The sequence below is a fragment of the Paraburkholderia diazotrophica genome (genome assembly GCF_038900755.1).
Lineage (GTDB): Bacteria > Pseudomonadota > Gammaproteobacteria > Burkholderiales > Burkholderiaceae > Paraburkholderia > Paraburkholderia diazotrophica_A.
In genome coordinates this window covers 375,771-398,179 of the sequence record NZ_JBBPEN010000004.1, presented here as the reverse complement: position 1 = coordinate 398,179, position 22,409 = coordinate 375,771, and the positions used below count along the sequence as shown (strand labels likewise).

The window sequence follows — 22,409 nt, the reverse complement described above, 5'->3', positions numbered from 1 at the left end:
GTGGCGACCTCATCGCAGCGTTTCGCATTAGGGACGCGGATCGAAACGGACCCGGCAGCCGTGCGCTATTCGCCGAAGAATCGGCCCGATTCGCGCTGCCATTCGCTTTCATCCATTGCAAGGCGAAATCCGAGGTGCGACATGCTGTTCATCGGATCGGTACCACGCCGCGCGCTGGTCCGATAGCTCACGCAATACGTCTCGCTACACAAGAACGAACCGCCTCGTGTAACCCGGGCAGGCGCGTGCGCAAGCTCGCCCCGATCGGGATCGAAACTGTTCGCTGGACCCGCCGGATCGGTGATCATTCGCCCGCTTGCTGCCTCGATACGAAATGCGTCCGCGCGATACCAGTCTCCCACCCATTGCCACACGTTGCCTGCCATATCGTAGAGACCGTAGCCGTTAGGGGCATACGTACCGACCGCCGACGTGCCCACTTGAACCTTTTCGCTCGAGTTACGTACCGCCGTCACGGGGAACGGTCGCGCGCTGTCTTCCCATGTGTTGGCCATCTTCTTTCCGCCAGGCGAGAACTCGGCGCCCCACGCGTAATCGGCCTGCTCGAGTCCGCCCCGTGCCGCGTATTCCCACTCCGCTTCGGTGAGCAGGCGTTTATGAGCCCACTTCGCGTAGGCCTGCGCATCCTCATACGAAACCTGCACGACCGGGTGATTATCCTTTCCGGCGATCGAACTGCCCGGACCAGTGGGATGTCGCCAGTTCGCGCCGGGCACGAACTTCCACCAGCGGCTGTAGTCGTCGAGCGGAACGGGCGCGTCCGTCCCGGTGAATACCAGGCCACCGGGCTGAAGGACGCTGTCATCAGGCTTGGGGGTGCCTGGCGGCAATTGAATGCTGAGGTCCTCCCACTTCGGCTTTTTCTCCGCCGTGGTGACGTAGCCCGTCGCCGCGACGAAATGCGCGAACTGCGCGTTCGTCACGTCGTGGCGGTCGACCCAGAATCCACTCAACTTGACGCGGTGAGCAGGACGTTCGTTCGGCAGTGCATGAGGATGTTCGCTTCCCATCGTGAACTTGCCGCCCGGAATCCAGACCATGTCCTTCGGGCCGGTCGTGCCGTCGCCGACTGTCAAAGCGGCTGGCATCAGGCTCCACCCGTAGCCGGCGAGACCGGCTCCGCACATGACAACAGCCAACGCCAGTGCGCCCCACAAGCGCCTTCTGCTATTTACCAGGTTCATTCGAAATCCTTGCAAGCTGGCGCCGACTCCCGCGACGGCGCCAACGCATGCCTACTTGATGGACAACTGGTGCCGCGGCGGGTACTTCTTCAGCACGGCAAGGTAGCGCTGATATTCTCTGAGCAGCGGCACTTCAAGCGGGATGTGCCGCGCAAGGACCGACTCCTGTTCCATAGGATCTGCATACAGATTGAACACAAGGGCAGTCCACGTCTGTCCCATCGTGCCCGCGAAGCCTCCGTTGTAGCCCATGCGGGTAGCCGAATCAGGCAGCTGCGCCTTGAACATCATCTTGAACTCGTCCACGCGCACGGCCGAGACTTCGTCGTTCCAGAAGTAGAAGACGCTCTTGCGGTTCGACACGCCCTTGTCGGCGAGCAGGAATGACGTCTGGTCGATGCCGTCGATATAGGTCGTCGGCGACACGGATTTCGCCAGTTCCGCGCCGGGCAGCCCCGCGAGGGACAGCGACGTGTTGAACATATCGGCGAAGTCGAAGAGGCCGTCCGATCTGCGCGGCGCGATCATGCCTTTCCAGTACACGAAGAACGGGCTGCGTACACCGCCTTCCCATGTCGAGCCCTTGCCGCCGCGAAACATCGTTTTCGCAGCCGGCTGGATTTCCTGCTCCGGGCCATTGTCGGAGCCGAAGAAAATAATGGTGTTATCCAGCTCGCCGTTCGCTTTCAGCGTATCGATCAGCTTCCTGAACATGTCGTTCACCTCGACCATGCAGTCGCCGTAGTTCGTATGCGCCGCGGACCTTCCCCGGTAATAGTCGTTCGGGTAATTGTCGAAGTGACACGCACGCGGTGCGTAGTACAGAAAGAATGGCTTCGTGGCGTCCTTCTGCCGGTTCAGGAAACCAACGGTGTAGTCGAGCCACTTCTGGTCGAGATCCTTGATGCTGTCCGGGTTGATCTCATACAGATTCTCGAGCTGGCCGCCCTTGACGGCATGCACGTCGCTCTTGTTGAACGGGAGATTGAGGATGTAGTTATAGCGTTGCGGGCTCAGCGCCACTTCGGGGTTGTACTGCGGGTCGCGCCACTCCGTGTACATGTCGGACACGGAGAGAAAGCCACGGAAATCGTCGAAGCCGACGTTCTGCGGCAGTGACGCGGTATTTTCGCCCATGTGCCATTTGCCGACCGCCTGCGTCGTATAGCCTTGCCGCGACATGAGCCCGGCAAGCGTGGTCATTCCGGCGAGGCCCCCCGGCTGACCGTACATGACAGGAATCTGGATGCCGTGGTGCGCCATGTTCTCGCCCGTCATGATCGTCGCGCGCGTGGGCGAGCAGCTCGGCTGCGAGTAGGCGGAACTCAGAATCAGGCTCTGGCTCGCGATGCGGTCGACATCCGGCGTATCGTTGCCGACAGCCGGCCCGCCACCGTTAAAGCCAAAGTCGCTGTAGCCGACATCGTCGAGCAGAAAGATCACGACATTCGGACGCTTGCCGGTCCGCTTCTGCAACGCTGCCAGCTTCTGCCCGGCTTCGGCGGCCTGGTCCGGATTGCTGATGACCGGCTCCATGTTATCCGCCAGTTTGACCGTCTGGGCAGTGAGGTACTGATTGGGCTGGTTGTAGCCGGGCTGGCCGGCGACTCTCGTTGGCTCGGTAATCGTTGACGCAGCGACCGCCTGGGTTGCCCAAATCGCTCCCCAGAGTGCAGCGATAAACCACACTGGGATCATCTTCCGTTTCACGTTGTCTCCTGCAATTTCGTTATGGGCAAGTACGGTCAGTACATGCATGTGTCTCAGCTGTGTCTGCGGGCGGGCGAATTCCTGCGCTCTTGTGCATCGCGGCAAGCATCGCCCAGGTACGTCGCGGACGTCCCATATTTCGCAGCCTCCAAATCTAGACGAGACCGGTCTATACTTCCATTGCAAATTACGAATGCCATTGTTGAGCGAAACTCATAGTGAACCTGCGCCAGTTCGAACACCTTGTTGCCCTTGCAGACGAAGGCGCATTCGCAAGAGCCGCCGAAAAAGTACACCTGACACAATCTGCGCTCACGCGAAGCATTCAATCGCTGGAAGACGAACTCGGCATGCGGCTATGCGATCGTCATCCTCGCGGAATCGTCCTGACGCCTGGCGGAAAGCTGGTTGTCGAGCGGGCGCGGCGAGCGCTGTTTGAAATCCGGGCGCTCGATCGCGACGTGAAGCTCTTCAATAATCATGAGCTTGGGGAAGTCATGATCGGCGCGGGTCCCATTCCCGCTGCGGCGCTATTGAGCGACACGATCGCTGTGCTCGCGCGGTCTCACCCGCGTCTTTCCGTGCATGTCAGTGTGGACGACTGGAGCGCGCTCCTCGAACGGCTCCACGCAGAGACCATTGATTTCATGATCACCGTCGAATCCACCGTGCCAACGTCACCGGAACTGGCGATCAGGTCGTTACCGTCCTGCCAATGCGGATGGTTCGCGAGGCCGGAACACCCTGTTTTTGCCAGGAGCCGGTGCAAAATTTCGATGCTGAGAGAACTTCGGGTGGCTTCCGTGCCAGCCCCGAAACACACGCTGGAGACCTTGCGCAAGCTGATGCAATACAAGCCCTTTGAACAGCCGAAGTTCGCGGTCGAATGCAACAGCTTTCACACGCTAAAGGAGTTGGCAACGGACTCCGATATGGTGATATACGGTCCTTTCTCGGCGGTACGGCGAGAACTCGACAGCGGCGCACTCCAAACCATTGACTTCGAAGACGCGAAGGAACTGACGACGCGATTCGCGATTGTGAGTCTCGCGCATCGCACCTTATCGCCGAGCGCCGAAAAGGCGATCGAAACCCTTGTCGAGTGCAACGAACGTCTGGAAGAACGCGCGAAGAAGAACCGAAAAAAGCGGCGATGAATTTCGCCGAAATGGCGAGCGCGCAATGCTCGACATTCACACCGGTTTAACCACCTCGTCGCCTTTCCACGTCCAGTTGCGAATTTCCTCTCGATCGATTCCTTCGGCGTGCGCATACGTGATGTGTTCGATCCGCTGATCGCGCAAGCGCTCTTTCGCATGGTCGCCCACGCCGCGCAGCGCCGCCACACGGTCGATCACGTCGATGGCCAGTGTGAAGCGATCGATGCCGTTGATGATCGCCAGTTCGAGCGGCGTGTTGATGTTGCCCTTCTCCGCATAGCCATGCACGTGAATGTTCACGTGGTTCGCGCGGCGATACGTGAGCTTGTGAACGAGCGATGCATACGAGTGAAAATTGAATATCACCGGCTTGTTCGTCGTGAACAGCGAATCGAAATCGCGCGATGACAGCCCGTGCGGATGATCGGTGTCCGGCATTAACCGAAACAGATCGACCACATTCACGAAGCGCATCTTCAGATCCGGGAACAGCCCTTTGAGTATTTCGACGGCAGCGAGCGCTTCCATCGTCGCGATATCGCCCGCGCTCGCAATCACGACATCCGGTTCCTGGCCCTGATCGGTCGACGCCCAGTCCCAGATACCGACGCCCTTCGTGCAATGCGTGATTGCAGCCTTCATGTCGAGATACTGCAAATGCGGCTGCTTGTCAGCGACGATCACGTTCACGTAATCGCGGGAACGCAAGCAGTGATCGGCGACGCTCAGCAGGCAGTTCGCATCGGGCGGCAGATAAATGCGCACGACGTCCGGGCTTTTATTGGTCACGACATCGAGAAAGCCGGGGTCCTGGTGCGTAAAGCCGTTGTGATCCTGGCGCCATACGAGTGACGTGATCAGCAGGTTCAGCGACGGCACGGGTTGCCGCCAGCGCAATTCGCGCTTCGCTTTTTCGAGCCACTTCGCGTGCTGATTGAACATCGAATCGATCACATGCACGAATGCTTCGTAAGTCGCAAAGAGTCCGTGGCGGCCCGTCAGCGTATAGCCTTCGAGCCAGCCTTCCAGCGTGTGCTCGCTGAGCATTTCCATTACGCGCCCGTCGGCGGCCAGCTCCCCGCCGTCGCTATCGCTTCCTTCCGTGAGCGCAAGCCACGTCTTCTTCGACGCCTCGTAGATCGCCGAGAGCTTGTTGCTCGAGGTTTCGTCCGGTCCGAATACGCGGAAGCTCGTCATGTTCCGGCGCATCACGTCGCACAGGTATTTCGCGAGCGCACCCGTCGGTGACAGATAAGTTGCGGCCGGAACCTTCACGTCGACGGCATGATCTTCGAAGGGCGGCAGATCGAGCGCCTTGCACAACGCGCCGCCGTTCGCATGCGGATTCGCGCTGATCCGGCGATCGCCTCGCGGCGCGAGCGCGCGCAATTCTTCGACCAGCTTGCCCGACTCGTCGAACAGTTGCTCCGGTTTATACGTGCGCAGCCATTCTTCGATGAGCTTGAGGCTCTCCGGGTTGCTCTCAGGGTCCGCAATGGGGACCTGGTGCGCACGCCATGAACCCTCCACCTTGTGCCCGCCGACTTCGCGCGGGCCCGTCCATCCTTTCGGCGTGCGCAGAACGATCATCGGCCAGCGCGGACGGCTGAGATCGCCATCGGTACGTGCGCGCGTCTGGATCGCCCGAATTTCTTCGACGCACCGATCGATCGTCGCAGCCATCTTCTGATGCATCGTCTGCGGATCGTCACCTTCGACGAAATACGGTTTGTGACCATAACCCGTCATCAACGCGGCGAGTTCTTCGTGCGGAATGCGAGCGAGAATAGTCGGATTGGCGATCTTGTAGCCGTTCAGATGAAGAATAGGCAGTACGGCGCCGTCGCGGACGGGATTGAGGAATTTGTTCGAATGCCATGAAGTGGCGAGCGGCCCCGTTTCCGCTTCGCCGTCGCCGATCATCGCCGCAACGAGCAGATCGGGGTTATCGAACGCGGCACCGTAAGCATGCGAAAGGCTGTAGCCCAGTTCGCCGCCTTCGTGAATCGAACCCGGCGTTTCGGGCGTGCAGTGGGACCCGATGCCGCCCGGAAACGAAAACAGGCGGAAAAAGCGCGCCATGCCGTCTTCTGTTTCGGCACGGTCCGGATAGATCTCCGAGTAGCGCCCTTCGAGGTAGCTGTGCGCCAACGTCGCCGGCGCGCCGTGGCCCGGCCCGGAAATAAAAATGACATTCAGGTCCTGCCGCGTAATTGCCCTGTTCAGATGCACGAGCACGAAGCTTTGCCCCGGATCGGAACCCCAGTGGCCGAGCAATCGTCTTTTGATGTGCTCTTTCGCAAGCGGCTCGCGCAACAGCGGATTGGCGCGCAGGTAAATCATGCCGGCCGACAGGTAGTTGCACGCCTGCCAGTACCGGTTCATGTTGTGCAATTCGTCGGCGCTCAACGGGGTGGCATCGAGGAGAACATCGTCCATTTCGAGCATCTCCATAGTCGTGGTTTCCGCGTGCGCAACATGGCCACCGCTCGATGACGGATCTGGCGATGCACCCGGCCGCGTCGGACCTTCGTATCATAGGCGGCAATGTGGAATTTTTCATTTTCACGGCTACGGACGACGTGCGCTCGCGTGCGCAATCATCGATCGGCAGACTCTTCCGCGGCCGTAGCGCTCAGCTTTTGCCTGAATGGCGTAGATGTTTAATCGCCAATACGCACGCCGCCGGGACATGAACCACGCCGAATCCGACGACGAGCACCAGCCACGGCGAAGCGACCGACCCGAATACCATCGCGCTGACCACGCCGAAAAGAATGCCGACGACCGCCAGCGACAAATGGGCGATCACCCTTTTCGATCCGCTCAGCGTATAGCGCGGGATGGTTGAATGAACATAGATGACGACCAGAGCAGACGCGACGGCGGCGGCTGCATAACCCGATTGCATGGTTGCCTCTCCTCTGCGCGGATGTATTCGAGTGCCCGATCGCGGGCAGATCGCGGCTCGCGTGTCTAGACCTCGGTGCGCCTCAACAGATAATCGAGGCCGCCGACGCGATACCACCTGTATCCATAAGGCTCGAGCACGACGGCATGACGTCCGTCATCGTCCGCGTGGCTGTGGTCGTCGGACAGCAGATTGATCAGCCTGTCGTCACCCGTTTCGTTGTAGCCGGAGCGGAATCTGACGGTGCACGCCTCGTCACCGAAGTTATGCAAGCACAGCACCGAGTTGTTGCGCCAGTCGTAACGCAGTGCAAGCACATCGTTTCGCGACGCGCGCAGCACGTCGAAATCGCCCCAACTGATTTCGGGCACTTCGCGGCGCATGCGGATCATTCGCTCCATCCAGTTCAGAAGCGAATTCGGATCGCGCCGCTGGCTCGCCACGTTGACGCGCTCGAAGCCATACGCGCCGCCTGAAATCACGCGGACGGGCGGCCTCGGATGCTTCGTGAAGCCGCCCTGCGGTTCCGTCGACCACTGCATCGGCGTGCGCGTGCTTTCGCGTTCTCGCCGGCGCAGGTCGTCGCCCATGCCGATCTCATCGCCGTAACGGAACACGGGCGTGCCCGGCAAAGTCAGCATCAAGCTGTACGCGAGTTCGAGGCGTCGTCTGTCGCCCGCCAGCATCGGCGCAAGCCTGCGGCGAATGCCACGCCGATAGAGCTGCATGTCGGGCTCCGGAGCTAACGCGGCGAATACAGCGGCGCGTTGATCGGGCGTCAGGCGCCCCAGATCGAGTTCGTCGTGATTGCGCAGGAACACACCCCATTGCGCGGTCGGCGGGCGTGGCCTGGTCGCGAGCAGCGCTTTCTTCAACGGCTTCGTGTCGCCCGTCGCGAGCGTGTAGAACGTGTTCTGGTTGAGCTGGAAGTTGAACATCATCGGCAGGCGCTCGCCTTCGTCGCCGAAATAGTCGAGGTCCGTGTCGGGCATCACATTGGCTTCCGCGAGAATGATTGCGTCGCCCTCGCGCCACTGCAAGAACTCGCGAAAGGTGCGCAGCATGTCGTATTGCTCGACGGGCCGGCGCACCTTCGGGCCTTTCGTCGCAATCACGAACGGCACCGCGTCCATGCGAAACCCCGACACGCCGAGCTGGATCCAGAAGCCCATGATCTTCAGCAATTCGGCCTGCACGCGAGGGTTGGACGTGTTCAGGTCCGGTTGAAAATTATAGAAGCGATGGAAATACCAGCGCTTTGCCCGCTTGTCGAAACTCCACGTCGACTTTTGCACGCCCGGAAACACCACCCCGCTTTTCGCACTTGACGGTTGACTGTCGGACCAGACGTACCAGTCGCGATATTTCGAACCGGGATCGCTACGTGCTTCCTTGAACCACGGATGCTGGTCGGACGTGTGATTCACCACGAGATCGATGATGACGCGCAACCCCCGCTCGGCGCACGCGTGCGTGAATTCGGCGAAGTCGCCGAGCGTGCCGTATTTCGGATCGACGTTGTAGTAGTCGGACACGTCGTAGCCGTTATCGCGCCCCGGCGACGGCTGAAACGGCATCAGCCAGATCGTCGTCACGCCCAGCCCCTGCAAATAGTCGAGCCGGCGCATGAGACCCTGAAAGTCGCCGACGCCGTCGCCGTTCGCGTCCATGAACGTGCCTACCGACAGGCAATAGACGATCGCGTTCTTGTACCAGAGGTCGTTGAGCATGTGCTTTTGCGCGTGTCGCCAGAACAGTCAATCGTTGAGAGGAATTGCAATGTCGAAGCTGGCGTGGTGGCAACGCGGTGTGATCTACCAGATCTATCCGCGCTCGTTTCAGGACAGCAACGGCGACGGCATCGGCGATCTGCGCGGCATCGACGCACGCCTGGAATACCTCGTCTCGCTGGGCGTCGATGCAGTCTGGATCTCGCCGATCTACCCGTCGCCCATGGCCGACTTCGGCTACGACGTCGCGGACTACTGCAACATCGACCCGATGTTCGGCACCCTCGCCGACTTCAAGCAATTGGTGGACCACGCGCATCGATTCGGGCTCAAGGTGCTGCTCGACTTCGTGCCGAATCATTCATCCGACCGGCATCCGTGGTTCGAGGAAAGCCGCTCCTCACGCGACAATCCGAAGCGCGACTGGTACTTGTGGCGCGACCCTGCGCCCGATGGCGGCCCGCCGAACAACTGGCTGAGCCGCATGGGCGGCTCCGCGTGGGAGTGGGACGAGCGTACGCGTCAGTACTACTATCACGCGTTCCTGCGTGAACAACCCGACCTGAACTGGCGCAACCAGCAAGTGCGCCGCGCGATGGACGACGTGCTGCGTTTCTGGCTGGACCGCGGCGTGGACGGATTCCGCGTCGACGTGCTGTGGCTGCTGATCAAGGACGCGCGGTTTCGCGACAACCCGCCGAATCCCGCGTATGGGCCTGGTGCGCCCGACCATCACCGGCTATTGCAGACTTACACCGAGGATCAGCCGGAAGTGCATGAAATCGTGCGCTCGATGCGCGCGACGCTCGGTGAGTACGGCGAGCGCGTGCTGATCGGCGAGATCTACTTGCCCGTCCCGCAACTGATCAGGTACTACGGCACGAACGGCGATGGCGCGGACATGCCGTTCAATTTCCAGTTGCTGAGCGCGACCTGGAACGCGAGCGTGATCGCCGGCATGATCCGCGATTACGACAGCGCGTTGCCCGAACACGCGTGGCCCAACTGGGTGCTCGGCAATCACGACAATCCGCGCGTCGCGTCGCGCGTGGGCATAGCGCAGGCGCGCGTGGCCGCCGTGCTGCTGTTGACACTGCGCGGCACCCCGACGCTCTACTATGGCGACGAAATCGGCATGACGGACGGCGCGATTGCATCCGATGAGATTCAGGACCCGGCCGAGCGCCGGCAACCCGGCATCGGCCAGGGACGCGACCCCGAGCGCACGCCGATGCAGTGGGATAGCTCTCTGCCGAATGCGGCCTTTACAAACGGCAAGCCGTGGCTCCCCATTGCCATGACCACGAGCGTGCGGGATCAGGAGAGCGACGCGTCGAGCATGTTGTCGCTGTATCGCCGTCTGCTGACCTTGCGGCGCAACAACGCCGCGCTCGTGCAGGGCACTATCGATAATGTCGCCGCATATGGCGATGTGCTGACTTATGAACGGCGCCATCACAATCAACGACTGTTGATCGCGCTGAACATGGGCGTCGAAGATGCCGCCGTGCAAATGCACGCGGGCGTAGTGCTCCTGTCGACGCTTGCGCACCGTGACGGCGAAGCGCTTGTCGAAGGTGCCAATCGGCTTGCGGCTGGTGAAGCGTTGATCGCGTCCGTTTGATTTCTATCGACTTCCTGCCGCCAGCCCCTCCACTCGCGCAGAAGTTGCGCCCGCAAACGAACCCGTCGCGCATGCGCAAAACGCCATTAGCGCAAACACGAACACTCCGGTACATTCGATACGCTCGAGTAGACATTGCATTCCAACCATAAGGAGGAAACAAGTGAAGGCAAGACACACTCTCGCAGTCGTTTTTACTTGCGCGGCGCTTGGCGCGCTCTCGTCGCAGCATGTGCGCGCCGACACTGCGCCGGAAGAAACGATCACGGTCGAAGGGCTGACGCATCCGACAGACATCCTCATCGACAAATGGGGCGTGCCGCATATCTTCGCGGATAACGAGCACGACGCGTTCTTCGTGCAGGGCTTTAACGCAGCGCGCGACCGCATGTTTCAGATCGACTTGTGGCGTCGTCGCGGCCTTGGACAACTGGCCGAAGTATTCGGCCCTGCCTATGTGGAGCAGGACAAGGCGACGCGACTCTTTCTCTATCGCGGCGACATGTCGACGGAATGGAAACGCTATGGTCCCGACGCGAAGCCCGTCGCCACGCGTTTCGCTGCGGGCGTGAACGCGTATATCGACTGGCTCGCCGCACATCCGGACCGCTTGCCCTACGAGTTCCGCAAGGTCGGCTACTGGCCCGCGAAGTGGTCTGCCGATGACGTCGTGCGCATTCGCAGCCACGGTCTCACGCGCAATCTGACCAGCGAAGTGGCGCGCGCAAAGGTCGCGTGCAAGAGCTCGCTTGCCGCCGATTCGGTGCGCTTCGGTTTGCAGCCGCCGTGGCAGCCGCAGATGCCCGAAGGACTCGATCCGTGTCTGCCCGACGACGTGCTCAAGGTCTTCACGCTCGCCACGCAAAGCGTGCACGTGACACCCGATTCGCTCAAGAGCGCGGAGGCATCCACGACGATTATCGCCGCCGCCGACAATCCCGAAGAGGTGACGGAAGGCAGCAACAACTGGGTGATCGCGCCGGGCAAATCGGCGACGGGCCGCGCGATCATGGCCAACGATCCGCATCGCGCGTACGCGGCTCCGAGCCTGCGTTACATCCAGCAGGTCAGCGCGCCGACGCTCGATATCATCGGCGGCGGCGAGCCGTCGGCGCCCGGCGTGTCGATCGGACACAACGGCACGATCGCATTCGGCCTCACGATCTTCAACATCGATCAGGAAGACCTGTACGTCTACGAGCTGAATCCGGCGAACCCGCATGAGTATCGCTACAAGGGCCGCTGGGAGCCGATGCGCATCGTGCACGAGACGATCGCCGTGCGCGGCGGCCCGCCCGTCAAGGCGGACCTGGCCTTCACGCGGCACGGCCCCGTGATTTACACCGAGGACGCGAAGCATCGCGCGTTTGCCGTGCGCACGGCATGGCTCGCACCCGGCATGTCGCCGTACTTCGATTCGATGCGCTACATGCGCGCGAAGAACTTCACGCAATTCAAGAGCGATCTTTCGACATGGGGCGCGCCGACCGTCAACCAGGTCTATGCGGACACGCATGGCGACATCGGCTGGGTGCCCAGCGGTCTTTCTCCAAAGCGTCCGAACTGGGACGGTCTGATGCCCGTGCCCGGCGATGGCCGCTACGAGTGGGCGGGATTCTGGCCGCGCGACGACATGCCGTCCGCTTTCGATCCGCGCGACGGCTACTTCACGACGTCCAACGAGATGAACCTGCCCGCCGACTATCCGTACAAGGAGCGCAAGCTCGGTTTCGAATGGACCAACGGGTCGCGGCATCAGCGCATTGACGAAGTGCTGAAGGGGTTGACGAAGGTATCGATCGAAGACAGCGAGCGCTTGCAGAACGACGACGTGTCGATTCCCGCGCGCCGGCTCGTCGCGCTGCTCGCCCCGCTTTCGAGCGACGACGCCGATACGCGCGCCGCGCTCTCGATGCTCAAGGGCTGGGATGCGCAGATGCGAGCCGATTCCCCGCAGGCGGCGCTCGAAGAAGTGTGGCTGAGCCATCATCTCGGACGCGCGTTCAAGCAGGCAGTATTGCCGAAGGAAGCCGCCGATTCGTTCGGCGCGCCCGATACGGCCGTCATGCTCGATACGCTAGAGCATCCCGAGACGCGCCTCGGCGATAACGCGCCGGCAAAGCGTGACGCCGTGCTGCTCGCGAGCCTGCACGATGCGTATGGCGAAATGGTGCGTCTGCAAGGCGCGGATGCGAGCGCATGGCAATGGGGCAAGCTGCAAACCAACCTCAATGCGCATCCGTTCGCCGATATCGTCGACAGCGACATGCGCGCGAAACTCAACGTCGGCCCCATCGGCAAAGGCGGCAGCGCGTACACGCCGAACCAGTCGACGTATCGCGCGATCGACTTCCGGCAGACCAACGGGCCGTCGTTCCGCGTGATCGTCGACGTGGGCAACTGGGACAACTCGCGTGCAGTGAATCTGCCGGGAGAATCGGGAGACCCGGACAGTCCGCATTATCGCGACCTCGCGCAGATGTGGCTGAACGGTGACTATTTTCCGTTGCTCTATACTCGCGCCGCCGTCGAGAAGGCGACGGAAAAGCGCATTCATCTCGTGCCCGGCACGCGGACGCAATGACACATTAGCGCGATGATGCAATCAGGCGGGTTCGCGCGGCCGTCCGCTTATCGGTCGCGCGAGCCGTGCCGGGCAAGCGCATCGACACGTTGCACCGGACGTTGACTACGGTCAATCGAAAGCACCTCTCTTCGCAGGGAAAATGAACACATCAAACTGTCCCTCGAAGCGGAGGACCATCATGGTGCAAGCATCGAATGTCACGCGCGCGGCCATTAGCGCGTTCACGCGTGTCATGTTGGCCGTCGACGATTCCGATGCGACGATACGCGCGGCCGAGTATGCAAGAGCCTTGTTCGGCGATCGCGCGAAGATCCGGATCGTGACCGTTGCGCAAAACCCGCGCACCCTGTTTCGGCTCGGTGCGACGACCCAGGGCTATCTGGCCGCAGCGAGAGAAGAGATCGTCGGCGATGCCCGCGCGGTGCTCGGCAAGATCGAGGCCATGTTTCCCGGGACCGAGGTCGAATCCGGGCTCGTCGATCTTTCCGTCCACAACGGAAATACCGTCGATGCGTTGCTCGACGCGGCATCGCACTGGCGGCCGGACCTGATCGTGATGGGCGCCCGGCATCATCATGGGCTGCTGCGCTGGATCGAAGGCACCGTATCGGAGCCCGCCGCGCGACGCGCAGACTGCTCGTTGCTGGTCGTGCCCGAGACGAGCCGCGTCCCTACGAACACGCCGCCCGAGCGTATCGCCTTTGCAGTGGATGGCAGCGCCTGCTCGCTCTTTGCACTGCGGACAGGTCTTCAAATCTCGACGCCCGAGACCCGACTGCGCGCGATCTACGTCGTGGATCGCGCCGTGCATCTCACGGACAGCGCGCCCAACGATCAACTGGAGCGCGCATTTCTCGACGAGGGTTGCACAACCCTGGAACACGCGGCGCGCATCTGCGCCGATCAGGGCCGCTATGCAGAGACAGCGATGATCGAGACGCACGAAACCCGCGACGATGTTCCGCACACGATCATGCGAGACTTCGCGCGGTGGCACGGCGATCTGCTCGTTCTCGGTACGCATGGAAGACGCGGCCTTGCGCGATGGTTTCTCGGCAGCGTCGCCGCGCGCACGGTGCGGCTCGCCGATACGCCCGTGCTGCTCGTCCGTCACCGCGAACACTTACATCAATCCGGCCATAACGGCACGCATGCCGAATAGCTTCGCGACCGGAGGAACGGTCAACAGCGCCGATAGCGCGAGCGCGGCAAATCCTGCGACCGCGCTAGCCGACTGCCGATACATCGGCGTGAAGCCGTCGCCAGTAGCAGCGAGGCGACCTCGCGCCAGTCGATTCCTCCGCTATCGCTTCGGATTTCATATCGAGTTCGATCTTCGCATAACGCCGCGACAGCGCTACATATCACTCGACAACGAGATCGTCCACGACGGCATGCACGCCGCGCGCGCTCCACGCAGCCCCTCTCGCAACGGCGCGTTCCGCGTAAGAACCCGCTTTGCCCGTCAACGTCACCATGCCTTCCTTGACATGGATACTGATATGTTTGACTTCGCGTTCGGCGTGCCGCTGCATCGCCTGCGCGATCTTTTCGAAGCGAATCGCGGCACGAGGCACCATGAGTAAAGCTTCCGTCCGCAACAAGGTGGCTCGTCTGATGCAGATCAATCGCCTGCATATTCGCGCGACATCAATGCCGTCGTAGTGCTGCCGCGTCGGCGGCCGTATGGAGTTCCCTCTCTGCGACGTCGAAGGCACAGCGAATCGCTTCTTCCGCGTTCTCGCCCGAGTAGTGCGCGATGGGTTTGAGATCGTGCGCGGGCGTGATGAGGTCGAGCCGAACGTCGTAGGTCGGCTTTCCGGTTCGCGAGCGTATCGCTTCGATTGCCAGATGACAGTTCGACACGAGCGCGCTATAGCGATCGAGCCTCACCAGCTGTGCGGCTGCTTCCGATTCCAGCTGCTTCGTCCCGCAGAAGCCGAGGTAGACGATCTGCATACCAATGCCCATCTTCGTCTCCGTTCGATGTCGATGTTGGCCGCGGTTTGCGAAACACGCACGCCTTCATCGCATCATCGCGTGACGCGGACTGCCGTCGTTGACGTGGGTCAACTGGCACAATCGCGTGCATTCCATCCCGGCCGGGAGCGCGTATCGGTTCGAAGTGGTGCTTTGCGGCGCGATCGGTCGTCCTTTGCGGGCGTGCGAATTTCGTTCTGGATCAGGACGCCCGACATGCCCGAAAACTGGTGCCGCTTTATCGAACGGACAGTCAACGGCGCGTATCAGCCCATCCCCGACTCCGCCGACGCACCTGGGCTCCGCCAAAGGATAAGACCGAGTGGAGACCTATGACCATTCGCCGCTAAGGCAATTGACGATGCAACTGATCGAAACGACGCCAGCAAACTACGCGATGTATATAAAGCGGTATAGCGGATCGCCTTCGTCCATTCAGAAGTACTCGCGCAATTGACGCCCGTTACTCACCCCTTCGCATAAGTGATTGTCCCAGGCATCTATTCATTCGTCTCACTCCGCCATCGCATGGCGCCAAAGAACTACTCATAGCCCTTCTTTTGCGATGCTCTCTCAAAGAGCACTCGCAATCTGACGCCTGATTTCTTGCAGCGAAAATATTCCGTAAGGACTCTGACGCTCAGCATTCATACGTCGATGCTTTAATGATTTCGCTTTCCTGTACCCCACTGCCGCGTAGCCTCTCCCATCCGAACGGCGTCAGCGATGTAATGCGTATCTGAATCTCTCTGCGCCCGGGCGCCGCGGTCATCCCCGCCAATACGAATCCAAACAGGAGCCTGATATGCAATGGCGTCAGATAGCACTTGGTTCGCTTACAGCAGCAGCATTCGCATCGACAGTAGCGTGGAGCGCCTCCGACGAACATGACAAAAACCGGCCGGACGAAGTTCATACGGCTACTCCGATCAAGCATCTGGTCGTGATCTACGGCGAGAACGTTTCGTTCGATCACTACTTCGCGACCTATCCGCATGCGACCAATCCGTCTGGCGAGCCGGAATTCCGCGCACTGCCGGGTACGCCTCAAGTGAACGGTCTCTCGGGCGCCTTGCTCACGAACAACCCGAACTTCACGAATACGGCCAATGGGACAGGCGCGGCCAATCCGTTCCGTCTTGACCGCACGCAAGCGTCCACGGCCGACCAGAACCACGCCTATACGGCCGAGCAGCAAGCGTATGACAACGGTGCTGCCGATCTCTTTCCGAAGTACACAGGTAAAGGTTCGAGCGGCGGTGCCGGCGCGTTCGGCACGAACGGCCAGGTGATGGGCTATTTCGACGGCAATACGGTCACGGCTCTATGGAACTACGCGCAACGATTCGCGATGAGCGACAACGCCTATACGTCGACCTACGGGCCGTCGACGCCGGGCGCGCTCGAAGTAGTATCCGGGCAGACCAACGGCATGAAGGTTGTGCTGACGACGAAGCAGCCTTCCGCCTCGGGTTCATACTATGTGAACGACGGGCAAGGCGGGTTCACGATGATCAATGACGTCGACCCGGCCTACGACAGCTGCTCGAGCACGACCGATACCGCGTTGATGACCGGCAAGAATATCGGCGACCTGCTGAACGCGCGCAACATCACGTGGGGCGGCTTCATGGGCGGCTTCAACCTCGCGGCGATCAACAGCAATGGCACGACGGGATGCAAGCGCAGCACGCTGTCGACGGTCGTCGGCTCCGCGACGGCCGACTATATTCCCCATCACAACTGGTTCCAGTACTACGCGTCGACGGCCAATCCGAAACACCTGCGCCCGAGTTCGATCCAGGCGATCGGCCACACCATGCAGAACGGTAGCCACAGCGCGGACCCCGCCAATCACCAGTACGACATCGACGATTTCTTCAACGCGGTGAACGCCGGCAATTTCCCGGCAGTGAGCTTCCTCAAGGCCCCAGCCTTCCAGGACGGCCACGCCGGCTATTCCGATCCGCTCGACGAGCAGGCGTTCGTGACGAAGGTCGTCAACTTCCTCCAGCAGCAAAAGGACTGGAAAGATACGGCCGTCATCGTGGCATGGGATGACTCGGACGGCTGGTACGACCACGCCTATGCGATGCCGACAAGCGCATCGTACGATTCCGTCGCCGACCAGTTGAATGGCGCTGGAATTTGCGGCACGGGCTCGGCGGAAGATGGCCTGAACGGCAAACCCGTGAACGGCCGCTGCGGTCCGGGCACGCGCATCCCGTTTGTCGTAATCTCGCCGTGGGCCAAGGAGAACCTCGTCGACCACACGCTGATCGATCAGTCGTCGGTTGTGCGCTTCATCGAAGACAACTGGCTCGATGGACAGCGCATCGGCGGCGGATCGTTCGATGCGAAGGCGGGCAGCATCATGGGGATGTTCGACTTCAACCGCCGCGGCGAAGGTCGCTATCAACGCAAGCTCTTCCTCGATCCGACGACGGGCGTGCAAGTCGAGCGGCCGCCGAAGATCTGATGCCGTTGCACGGCTGAGCGTCAGCACGTTAGATGAGTGCGCCTTCCCCGCTGCGGATGCAGCAGGGCGGGCGCACGCTTCGCTTCAACCAGGTGCCGTCCGACGTCAGGCCGTCACCACATAACGCTCGGCCATCTGCTCGAGTGGAACCGGCTTGATCCGCGGCGCCTGCCCTGCGCAGCCGAACGCTTCGAAGCGCGCGGCGCACATGCCGCGCGCCGCCTTTCTCGCAGCTGCGAATGCCTTGCGCGGATCGAACTCCGACGGCTGCTGCGCGAACACTTGCCGCATTGCACCTGTCATCGCGAGGCGGATATCGGTGTCGATGTTGACCTTGCGCACGCCGCTGCGAATCCCGCGCTGAATTTCCTCGACGGGCACGCCATACGTCTCCTTGATCTCGCCGCCAAACTTGCGGATGATCTCCAGCCATTCCTGCGGCACCGAAGACGATCCGTGCATCACCAGATGGGTGTCCGGAATCTGCGCGTGAATCTGCGCGATGCGGTCGATTGCGAGGATGTCGCCGCTCGGCTTGCGCGTGAATTTGTACGCGCCGTGTGACGTGCCGATCGCAATCGCCAGCGCATCGACGCCCGTGCGCTCGACGAAATCGCGCGCTTGCGCAGGGTCAGTCAGCAGCATGTCGTGTGACAGCTTGCCCTGCGCGCCGACGCCGTCCTCCTCGCCCGCGTCGCCTGTTTCCAGCGAACCCAGACAGCCGAGCTCTCCCTCGACGGACACGCCGACGGGATGCGCCATCTCGCACACGTTGCGCGTGACGCGCACGTTGTATTCGTAGCTCGACGGCGTTTTCATGTCCTCTTCCAGCGAGCCGTCCATCATCACGCTCGAAAAGCCCGAACGAATCGACATCTGACACACGGACGGACTCCCGCCGTGATCCTGATGCAGCACGACGGGAATGTCGGGATGCGATTCCGTCGCGGCGAGCACCATGTGACGCAGATAAGGCTCGCCCGCGTACTTCCGCGCGCCGGCGGAAGCCTGCAGGATCACGGGGCTTTGCGTGTCCTCGGCGGCCTCCATGATCGCCTGAATCTGTTCGAGGTTGTTGACGTTGAAAGCGGGCACGCCGTAGCCTTGCTCGGCGGCATGGTCAAGCAGTTGGCGCAGCGAGATGAGTGCCATGACAAGTCTCCTGATGATGACGCGATAGCTTGCGAGTCGCCCACGCGCGAAAGTGTGTTCGACGACGAATCGTTCGGCAGCGGCGCATTCATTGCGCAGCCTTCATCCACGCGACCGTGGTATCCAGCATGCGGTTGCTGAAGCCCCACTCGTTGTCGTACCAGCTCAGCACCTTGACGAGCGTGCCGCCCGACACACGCGTCTGCGTCGCGTCGAAGATCGACGAGCGCGCGTCGTGATTGAAATCCACAGAGACAAGCGGAGCGTCGTTGTAGCCGACGACGCCTTTGAGTTCGCCTTGTGCGGCCTCCTTGACGATCGCGTTGACTTCGTCGACGTTCGTCGGACGCATCGACGTGAAAGTCAGATCGACGACCGATACGTTGATCGTCGGCACGCGAATCGCGAAACCGTCGAGCCGCCCGTTCAGTTCGGGAATCACGAGGCCGACAGCGGCGGCCGCGCCCGTCTTCGTCGGAATCATCGACTGCGTGGCGGAACGCGCGCGGCGCAGATCCGTGTGATACACGTCCGTCAGCACCTGATCGTTCGTGTACGAATGAATCGTCGTCATTAAACCGCGATCGATGCCGATCGCCGCATGCAGCGGCTTGACGAGTGGCGCGAGGCAATTGGTCGTGCACGACGCGTTCGAGATGACCGTGAACGACTGTCTCAGCAGTCCATCGTTGACGCCGTACACGATCGTCGCGTCCACATCCTTGCCGCCGGGCGCGGAAATCATCACCTTGCGCGCGCCCGCTGCAAGATGGGCAGACGCCTTTTCCTTGCTCGTAAAGAGACCCGTGCATTCGAGCACGACGTCGACGGCCAGCTCGCGCCACGGCAGTTCCGCCGGATTGCGCACGGACAGCACCTTGATACGGTCGCCGTTGACGATCAATGCGTCCTCTTCCACGTCGACCGTTCCGACAAACGGACCGTGCACGGTATCGAAGCGGGTCAGATGCGCGTTGATCCGCGCGTCGCCGAGATCGTTGATCGCGACAATACGGATTTCATCCGACCGCTTCGATTCATACAGCGCACGCAGGATATTGCGGCCGATGCGGCCATAACCGTTGATCGCCACGTTGATGGGCATGTCGACTCCTTTATCGTGAGTTCATGTCGATTCGCTCAGTGCGCCGACACGACGTGATCGGCCATCTCGTCGATGGTCGCGAATACGCGGTCCGGCCGCGCGTTTGCAATCGGCTCTCCGTGGTTGTAGCCGTAGGGCACGGCCCATGCCGCGACACCGGCGCGGCGCGCGGATTGCACATCGGTGCGCGAATCGCCGAGATGCGCTGCTGCACGCACGGGCACCTTCAGATGATCGAGGCAATAGCGGATCGGCAGCGGATGAGGCTTCTTGTACGGCAGGCTGTCGCCGCCGAGCACCACGTCGAAATACGCGGCGAGTTCCGCTTGCTGCAACAACCGCTGCGCGAAGCGGTAGTCCTTGTTCGTCACGACGGCCATGTGCATACCGGCGGACCGCAGCCGCGCGAGCGCATCGTGGACTCGCGGATACGGCTGCGCAGTGGTGCCCGCAATCGAGTCATAGTGCGCGTCGAACACGGGCATGATCTCGTCAAGCCTGATATCCGCTTCGACGCCGAGGCCCGTCAGCACCTGTTGCATCAGCACACGTGTGCCGTTGCCGATGTGGCCGATGACGGTATCGAGTGTGACGAATGGATAGCCGTACCCGTCGAGTACACGATTGACGGCCAGCGCAAGTTCCGGCGCCGTGTCGATCAGCGTTCCGTCGAGATCGAACGTGACAAGCCGCGTTTTCATCGCATGCACGCCTCGACAACGCGTTCGGCCGTCACGCCGAAGTGCGCATACAACTCGCCCGCCGGAGCCGATTCGCCGAACGATGCAAGGCCGAGCACGCGCCCGTCCGGGCCGACGTATTTGTGCCAGAAGTCGCTGTGCGCGGCTTCGACCGCGACACGGCGCACGTCCGGTGGCAACACTTGAGCGCGATACGCGGCATCCTGCCGGTCGAACACGGAAGTCGACGGCATCGACACGACGCGCGCTTGCACGCCGTGTTCGTCGAGCTGGCGTTGTGCGGCAAGCGCGAGCGCGACTTCCGATCCCGTCGCAATGATCACCACGTCAGGCGAGCCGCCCGTCGCTTCGCTCAGCACGTAGCCGCCTCTGCGCACGAGCGCGATCTGTGTATCGTCGCGTGTCGCTTGCGGCAGGTTCTGGCGCGACGCGACCAGTGACGTCGGGCCGTTCGCCCGCTCGATCGCCATCTGCCACGCGATCGCGGTCTCGACGGTATCGCATGGACGCCACACGTCGAGGCCCGGAATCAGACGCAAGCTCGCGAGATGCTCGATCGGCTGATGTGTCGGACCGTCTTCGCCCAGGCCGATCGAGTCGTGCGTAAGCACATGGATGACGCGCTGCTTCATCAGCGCGCTCATACGTATCGCGTTGCGCGCGTAGTCGGAGAACACGAGGAACGTGCCGCCGTAGGGAATGAAGCCGCCGTGCAGCGCCATCCCGTTCATGATCGCCATCATCCCGAACTCGCGCACGCCGTATGACAGATAGTTCGCGTGCGGATCGATCGGCTGCCCCGGCACGAATCGGCGCGACGCCTTGACGGCCGTCAGGTTCGAGCCCGTGAGATCGGCAGAGCCGCCGAACAGTTCGGGCAGTTCGGGCACCAGCACGTCCAGCGCGATCTGCGACGACTTGCGTGTTGCGGTCGGCCCGGTGACGCCGCGCGCGACGTCGACAAGCTGCCGCGTGACGCGCGGCCATTCCTCTGGCAGTTCCCCGCGCATCCTGCGCTCGAACTCCGCGGCCTCGTGCGGATATTCGACGCGATACGCTTCGAGCATCGCGCTCCATTCGCGCACGCGTGCCGCGCCACGCTCGCGCTGGCTCCAGTTCGCGCGAATGTCATCGGGAATCTCGAACGGCGGATGATCCCAGTCGAGAGCGCGCCGGGTCGCCTCGATTTCAGCCGCGCCGAGCGGCGCGCCGTGCACGTCGTGCGTATCCGCCTTGTTCGGCGAGCCCCAGCCGATCGTCGTGCGGCACACGATCAGGCTCGGCCGCGCGTCGTGCGCTTTTGCTTTCGAGTTCTCGTGCGCGTCGCGTATCGCCGCATCGACGGCGTGCGCGTCGTGGCCGTCGATGGGTCCGATCACGTTCCAGCCGTACGCACGAAAGCGCGCCGCCGTATCGTCGGTGAACCAGTTGCTCACATGACCGTCGATCGAGATGCCGTTGTCGTCATAAAAGCAGATCAGCTTGCCGAGCCCGAGCGTGCCCGCGAGCGAGCCGGCCTCGTGGCTGACCCCTTCCATCAGGCAGCCGTCGCCGAGAAACACATACGTGCGGTGATCGACGATAGGGAACCCAGGCCGGTTGAAGCGCGCGGCGAGCAGTTTCTCAGCGAACGCCATGCCGACGCCGTTCGCGAGTCCCTGCCCGAGCGGGCCCGTCGTCGTCTCGACGCCGGGCGTGAGTCCGACTTCGGGATGGCCGGGCGTTTTCGCGTGCAATTGCCGGAAGCGCTTCAGTTCGTCGATCGGCAGATCGTAGCCCGTCAGATGCAGCGCCGCGTAAAGCAGCATCGAGCCGTGACCGTTCGACAGGACGAAGCGGTCGCGATCCGGCCACGACGGATCGGCCGGACTGTGCCGCAAATGATCGCGCCACAGCACTTCTGCAATATCGGCCATGCCCATCGGCATGCCCGGATGGCCCGATTTCGCTGCCTCGACGGCATCGATTGCGAGAAAGCGAAGCGCGTTCGCAAGACGGCGACGGCTCTGCGGCGCCGTCTCCTCCAGACGCATGTAAGCGAGTTGATTCATTGCGAGAGTCCTCC

General features: G+C 61.8%; 15 protein-coding genes and 1 pseudogene. 5 read left to right on the top strand and 11 right to left on the bottom strand.

What is annotated here, in order from left to right:
* Window positions 1-65: 65 nt before the first annotated feature.
* Window positions 66-1,205 (bottom strand): formylglycine-generating enzyme family protein, encoded by a 1,140-nt coding sequence (locus AABE10_RS15740; protein WP_428983328.1) that lies wholly within the window; start codon window positions 1,203-1,205, stop codon window positions 66-68.
* Window positions 1,206-1,256: 51 nt separating this feature from the next.
* Complete coding sequence (locus tag AABE10_RS15735; protein ID WP_342934194.1) at window positions 1,257-2,741, bottom strand: sulfatase-like hydrolase/transferase; 1,485 nt, start codon at window positions 2,739-2,741, stop codon at window positions 1,257-1,259.
* 392 nt (window positions 2,742-3,133) lie between these two features.
* Here AABE10_RS15735 and AABE10_RS15730 point away from each other — a divergent pair, with 392 nt between their 5' ends.
* Window positions 3,134-4,072: a LysR family transcriptional regulator gene (locus tag AABE10_RS15730; RefSeq protein ID WP_342934193.1), complete on the top strand. Its 939-nt coding sequence runs from the start codon at window positions 3,134-3,136 to the stop codon at window positions 4,070-4,072.
* Window positions 4,073-4,108: 36 nt separating this feature from the next.
* Here AABE10_RS15730 and AABE10_RS15725 read toward each other — a convergent pair whose 3' ends face one another.
* The 3 genes from AABE10_RS15725 to AABE10_RS15715 all read right to left on the bottom strand — a co-directional run bounded on the left by AABE10_RS15725 (window position 4,109) and on the right by AABE10_RS15715 (window position 8,716).
* Window positions 4,109-6,514, bottom strand: coding sequence for a phosphoketolase family protein (locus AABE10_RS15725; RefSeq protein WP_342934192.1), 2,406 nt, complete (start codon window positions 6,512-6,514; stop codon window positions 4,109-4,111).
* A 196-nt stretch (window positions 6,515-6,710) separates the two neighbouring features.
* Window positions 6,711-6,986 carry a hypothetical protein gene (locus AABE10_RS15720; protein ID WP_342934191.1) on the bottom strand — a complete coding sequence of 92 codons (276 nt, stop codon included), beginning with the start codon at window positions 6,984-6,986 and terminating at the stop codon, window positions 6,711-6,713.
* A gap of 65 nt (window positions 6,987-7,051) precedes the next feature.
* On the bottom strand, window positions 7,052-8,716 hold the full coding sequence (locus AABE10_RS15715; RefSeq protein WP_342934190.1) for an alpha-amylase family protein: 1,665 nt from the start codon (window positions 8,714-8,716) through the stop codon (window positions 7,052-7,054).
* Between the two features lie 49 nt (window positions 8,717-8,765).
* Here AABE10_RS15715 and AABE10_RS15710 point away from each other — a divergent pair, with 49 nt between their 5' ends.
* The 3 genes from AABE10_RS15710 to AABE10_RS15700 all read left to right on the top strand — a co-directional run bounded on the left by AABE10_RS15710 (window position 8,766) and on the right by AABE10_RS15700 (window position 14,089).
* Window positions 8,766-10,340, top strand: a complete 1,575-nt coding sequence (locus AABE10_RS15710; protein WP_342934189.1) for an alpha-amylase family glycosyl hydrolase — start codon at window positions 8,766-8,768, stop codon at window positions 10,338-10,340.
* Between the two features lie 163 nt (window positions 10,341-10,503).
* Entirely contained in the window at window positions 10,504-12,924 is a 2,421-nt protein-coding gene (locus AABE10_RS15705) for a penicillin acylase family protein (RefSeq protein ID WP_342934188.1), read from the top strand.
* Window positions 12,925-13,105: 181 nt separating this feature from the next.
* Complete coding sequence (locus AABE10_RS15700; protein ID WP_342934187.1) at window positions 13,106-14,089, top strand: universal stress protein; 984 nt, start codon at window positions 13,106-13,108, stop codon at window positions 14,087-14,089.
* A 202-nt stretch (window positions 14,090-14,291) separates the two neighbouring features.
* Here AABE10_RS15700 and AABE10_RS15695 read toward each other — a convergent pair.
* Together AABE10_RS15695 and AABE10_RS15690 are read right to left on the bottom strand one after the other, a co-directional pair.
* A pseudogene (locus tag AABE10_RS15695) lies at window positions 14,292-14,474 on the bottom strand (BON domain-containing protein); the annotation flags it as partial.
* Between the two features lie 103 nt (window positions 14,475-14,577).
* Window positions 14,578-14,898 carry an HPF/RaiA family ribosome-associated protein gene (locus tag AABE10_RS15690; protein ID WP_342934186.1) on the bottom strand — a complete coding sequence of 107 codons (321 nt, stop codon included), beginning with the start codon at window positions 14,896-14,898 and terminating at the stop codon, window positions 14,578-14,580.
* 814 nt (window positions 14,899-15,712) lie between these two features.
* Here AABE10_RS15690 and AABE10_RS15685 point away from each other — a divergent pair.
* Window positions 15,713-17,386, top strand: a complete 1,674-nt coding sequence (locus AABE10_RS15685; RefSeq protein WP_428983325.1) for a phospholipase C — start codon at window positions 15,713-15,715, stop codon at window positions 17,384-17,386.
* A gap of 105 nt (window positions 17,387-17,491) precedes the next feature.
* Here AABE10_RS15685 and fba read toward each other — a convergent pair whose 3' ends face one another.
* The 4 genes from fba to tkt form a co-directional block, all read right to left on the bottom strand.
* Window positions 17,492-18,538, bottom strand: coding sequence for a class II fructose-bisphosphate aldolase (gene fba / locus AABE10_RS15680; protein ID WP_342934185.1), 1,047 nt, complete (start codon window positions 18,536-18,538; stop codon window positions 17,492-17,494).
* A gap of 88 nt (window positions 18,539-18,626) precedes the next feature.
* Window positions 18,627-19,643, bottom strand: a complete 1,017-nt coding sequence (gap, locus tag AABE10_RS15675) for a type I glyceraldehyde-3-phosphate dehydrogenase (protein ID WP_342934184.1) — start codon at window positions 19,641-19,643, stop codon at window positions 18,627-18,629.
* Window positions 19,644-19,678: 35 nt separating this feature from the next.
* On the bottom strand, window positions 19,679-20,344 hold the full coding sequence (gph, locus tag AABE10_RS15670; RefSeq protein ID WP_342934183.1) for a phosphoglycolate phosphatase: 666 nt from the start codon (window positions 20,342-20,344) through the stop codon (window positions 19,679-19,681).
* Complete coding sequence (gene tkt, locus AABE10_RS15665; RefSeq protein ID WP_342934182.1) at window positions 20,341-22,395, bottom strand: transketolase; 2,055 nt, start codon at window positions 22,393-22,395, stop codon at window positions 20,341-20,343. The genes gph and tkt overlap by 4 nt, the downstream gene beginning before the upstream one ends.
* Window positions 22,396-22,409 lie beyond the last annotated feature (14 nt).

Coding starts and splice junctions, on each gene's coding strand:
- AABE10_RS15700 (WP_342934187.1), top strand. CDS start 13,106: ATGGTGCAAGCATCGAATGTCACGCGCGCGGCCATTAGCGCGTTCACG.
- AABE10_RS15690 (WP_342934186.1), bottom strand. CDS start 14,898: ATGGGCATTGGTATGCAGATCGTCTACCTCGGCTTCTGCGGGACGAAG.
- gph (WP_342934183.1), bottom strand. CDS start 20,344: ATGAAAACGCGGCTTGTCACGTTCGATCTCGACGGAACGCTGATCGAC.
- AABE10_RS15710 (WP_342934189.1), top strand. CDS start 8,766: ATGTCGAAGCTGGCGTGGTGGCAACGCGGTGTGATCTACCAGATCTAT.
- fba (WP_342934185.1), bottom strand. CDS start 18,538: ATGGCACTCATCTCGCTGCGCCAACTGCTTGACCATGCCGCCGAGCAA.
- AABE10_RS15720 (WP_342934191.1), bottom strand. CDS start 6,986: ATGCAATCGGGTTATGCAGCCGCCGCCGTCGCGTCTGCTCTGGTCGTC.
- AABE10_RS15735 (WP_342934194.1), bottom strand. CDS start 2,741: ATGGAGCCGGTCATCAGCAATCCGGACCAGGCCGCCGAAGCCGGGCAG.
- tkt (WP_342934182.1), bottom strand. CDS start 22,395: ATGAATCAACTCGCTTACATGCGTCTGGAGGAGACGGCGCCGCAGAGC.
- AABE10_RS15740 (WP_428983328.1), bottom strand. CDS start 1,205: ATGAACCTGGTAAATAGCAGAAGGCGCTTGTGGGGCGCACTGGCGTTG.
- AABE10_RS15725 (WP_342934192.1), bottom strand. CDS start 6,514: ATGGACGATGTTCTCCTCGATGCCACCCCGTTGAGCGCCGACGAATTG.
- gap (WP_342934184.1), bottom strand. CDS start 19,643: ATGCCCATCAACGTGGCGATCAACGGTTATGGCCGCATCGGCCGCAAT.
- AABE10_RS15715 (WP_342934190.1), bottom strand. CDS start 8,716: ATGCTCAACGACCTCTGGTACAAGAACGCGATCGTCTATTGCCTGTCG.
- AABE10_RS15685 (WP_428983325.1), top strand. CDS start 15,713: ATGCAATGGCGTCAGATAGCACTTGGTTCGCTTACAGCAGCAGCATTC.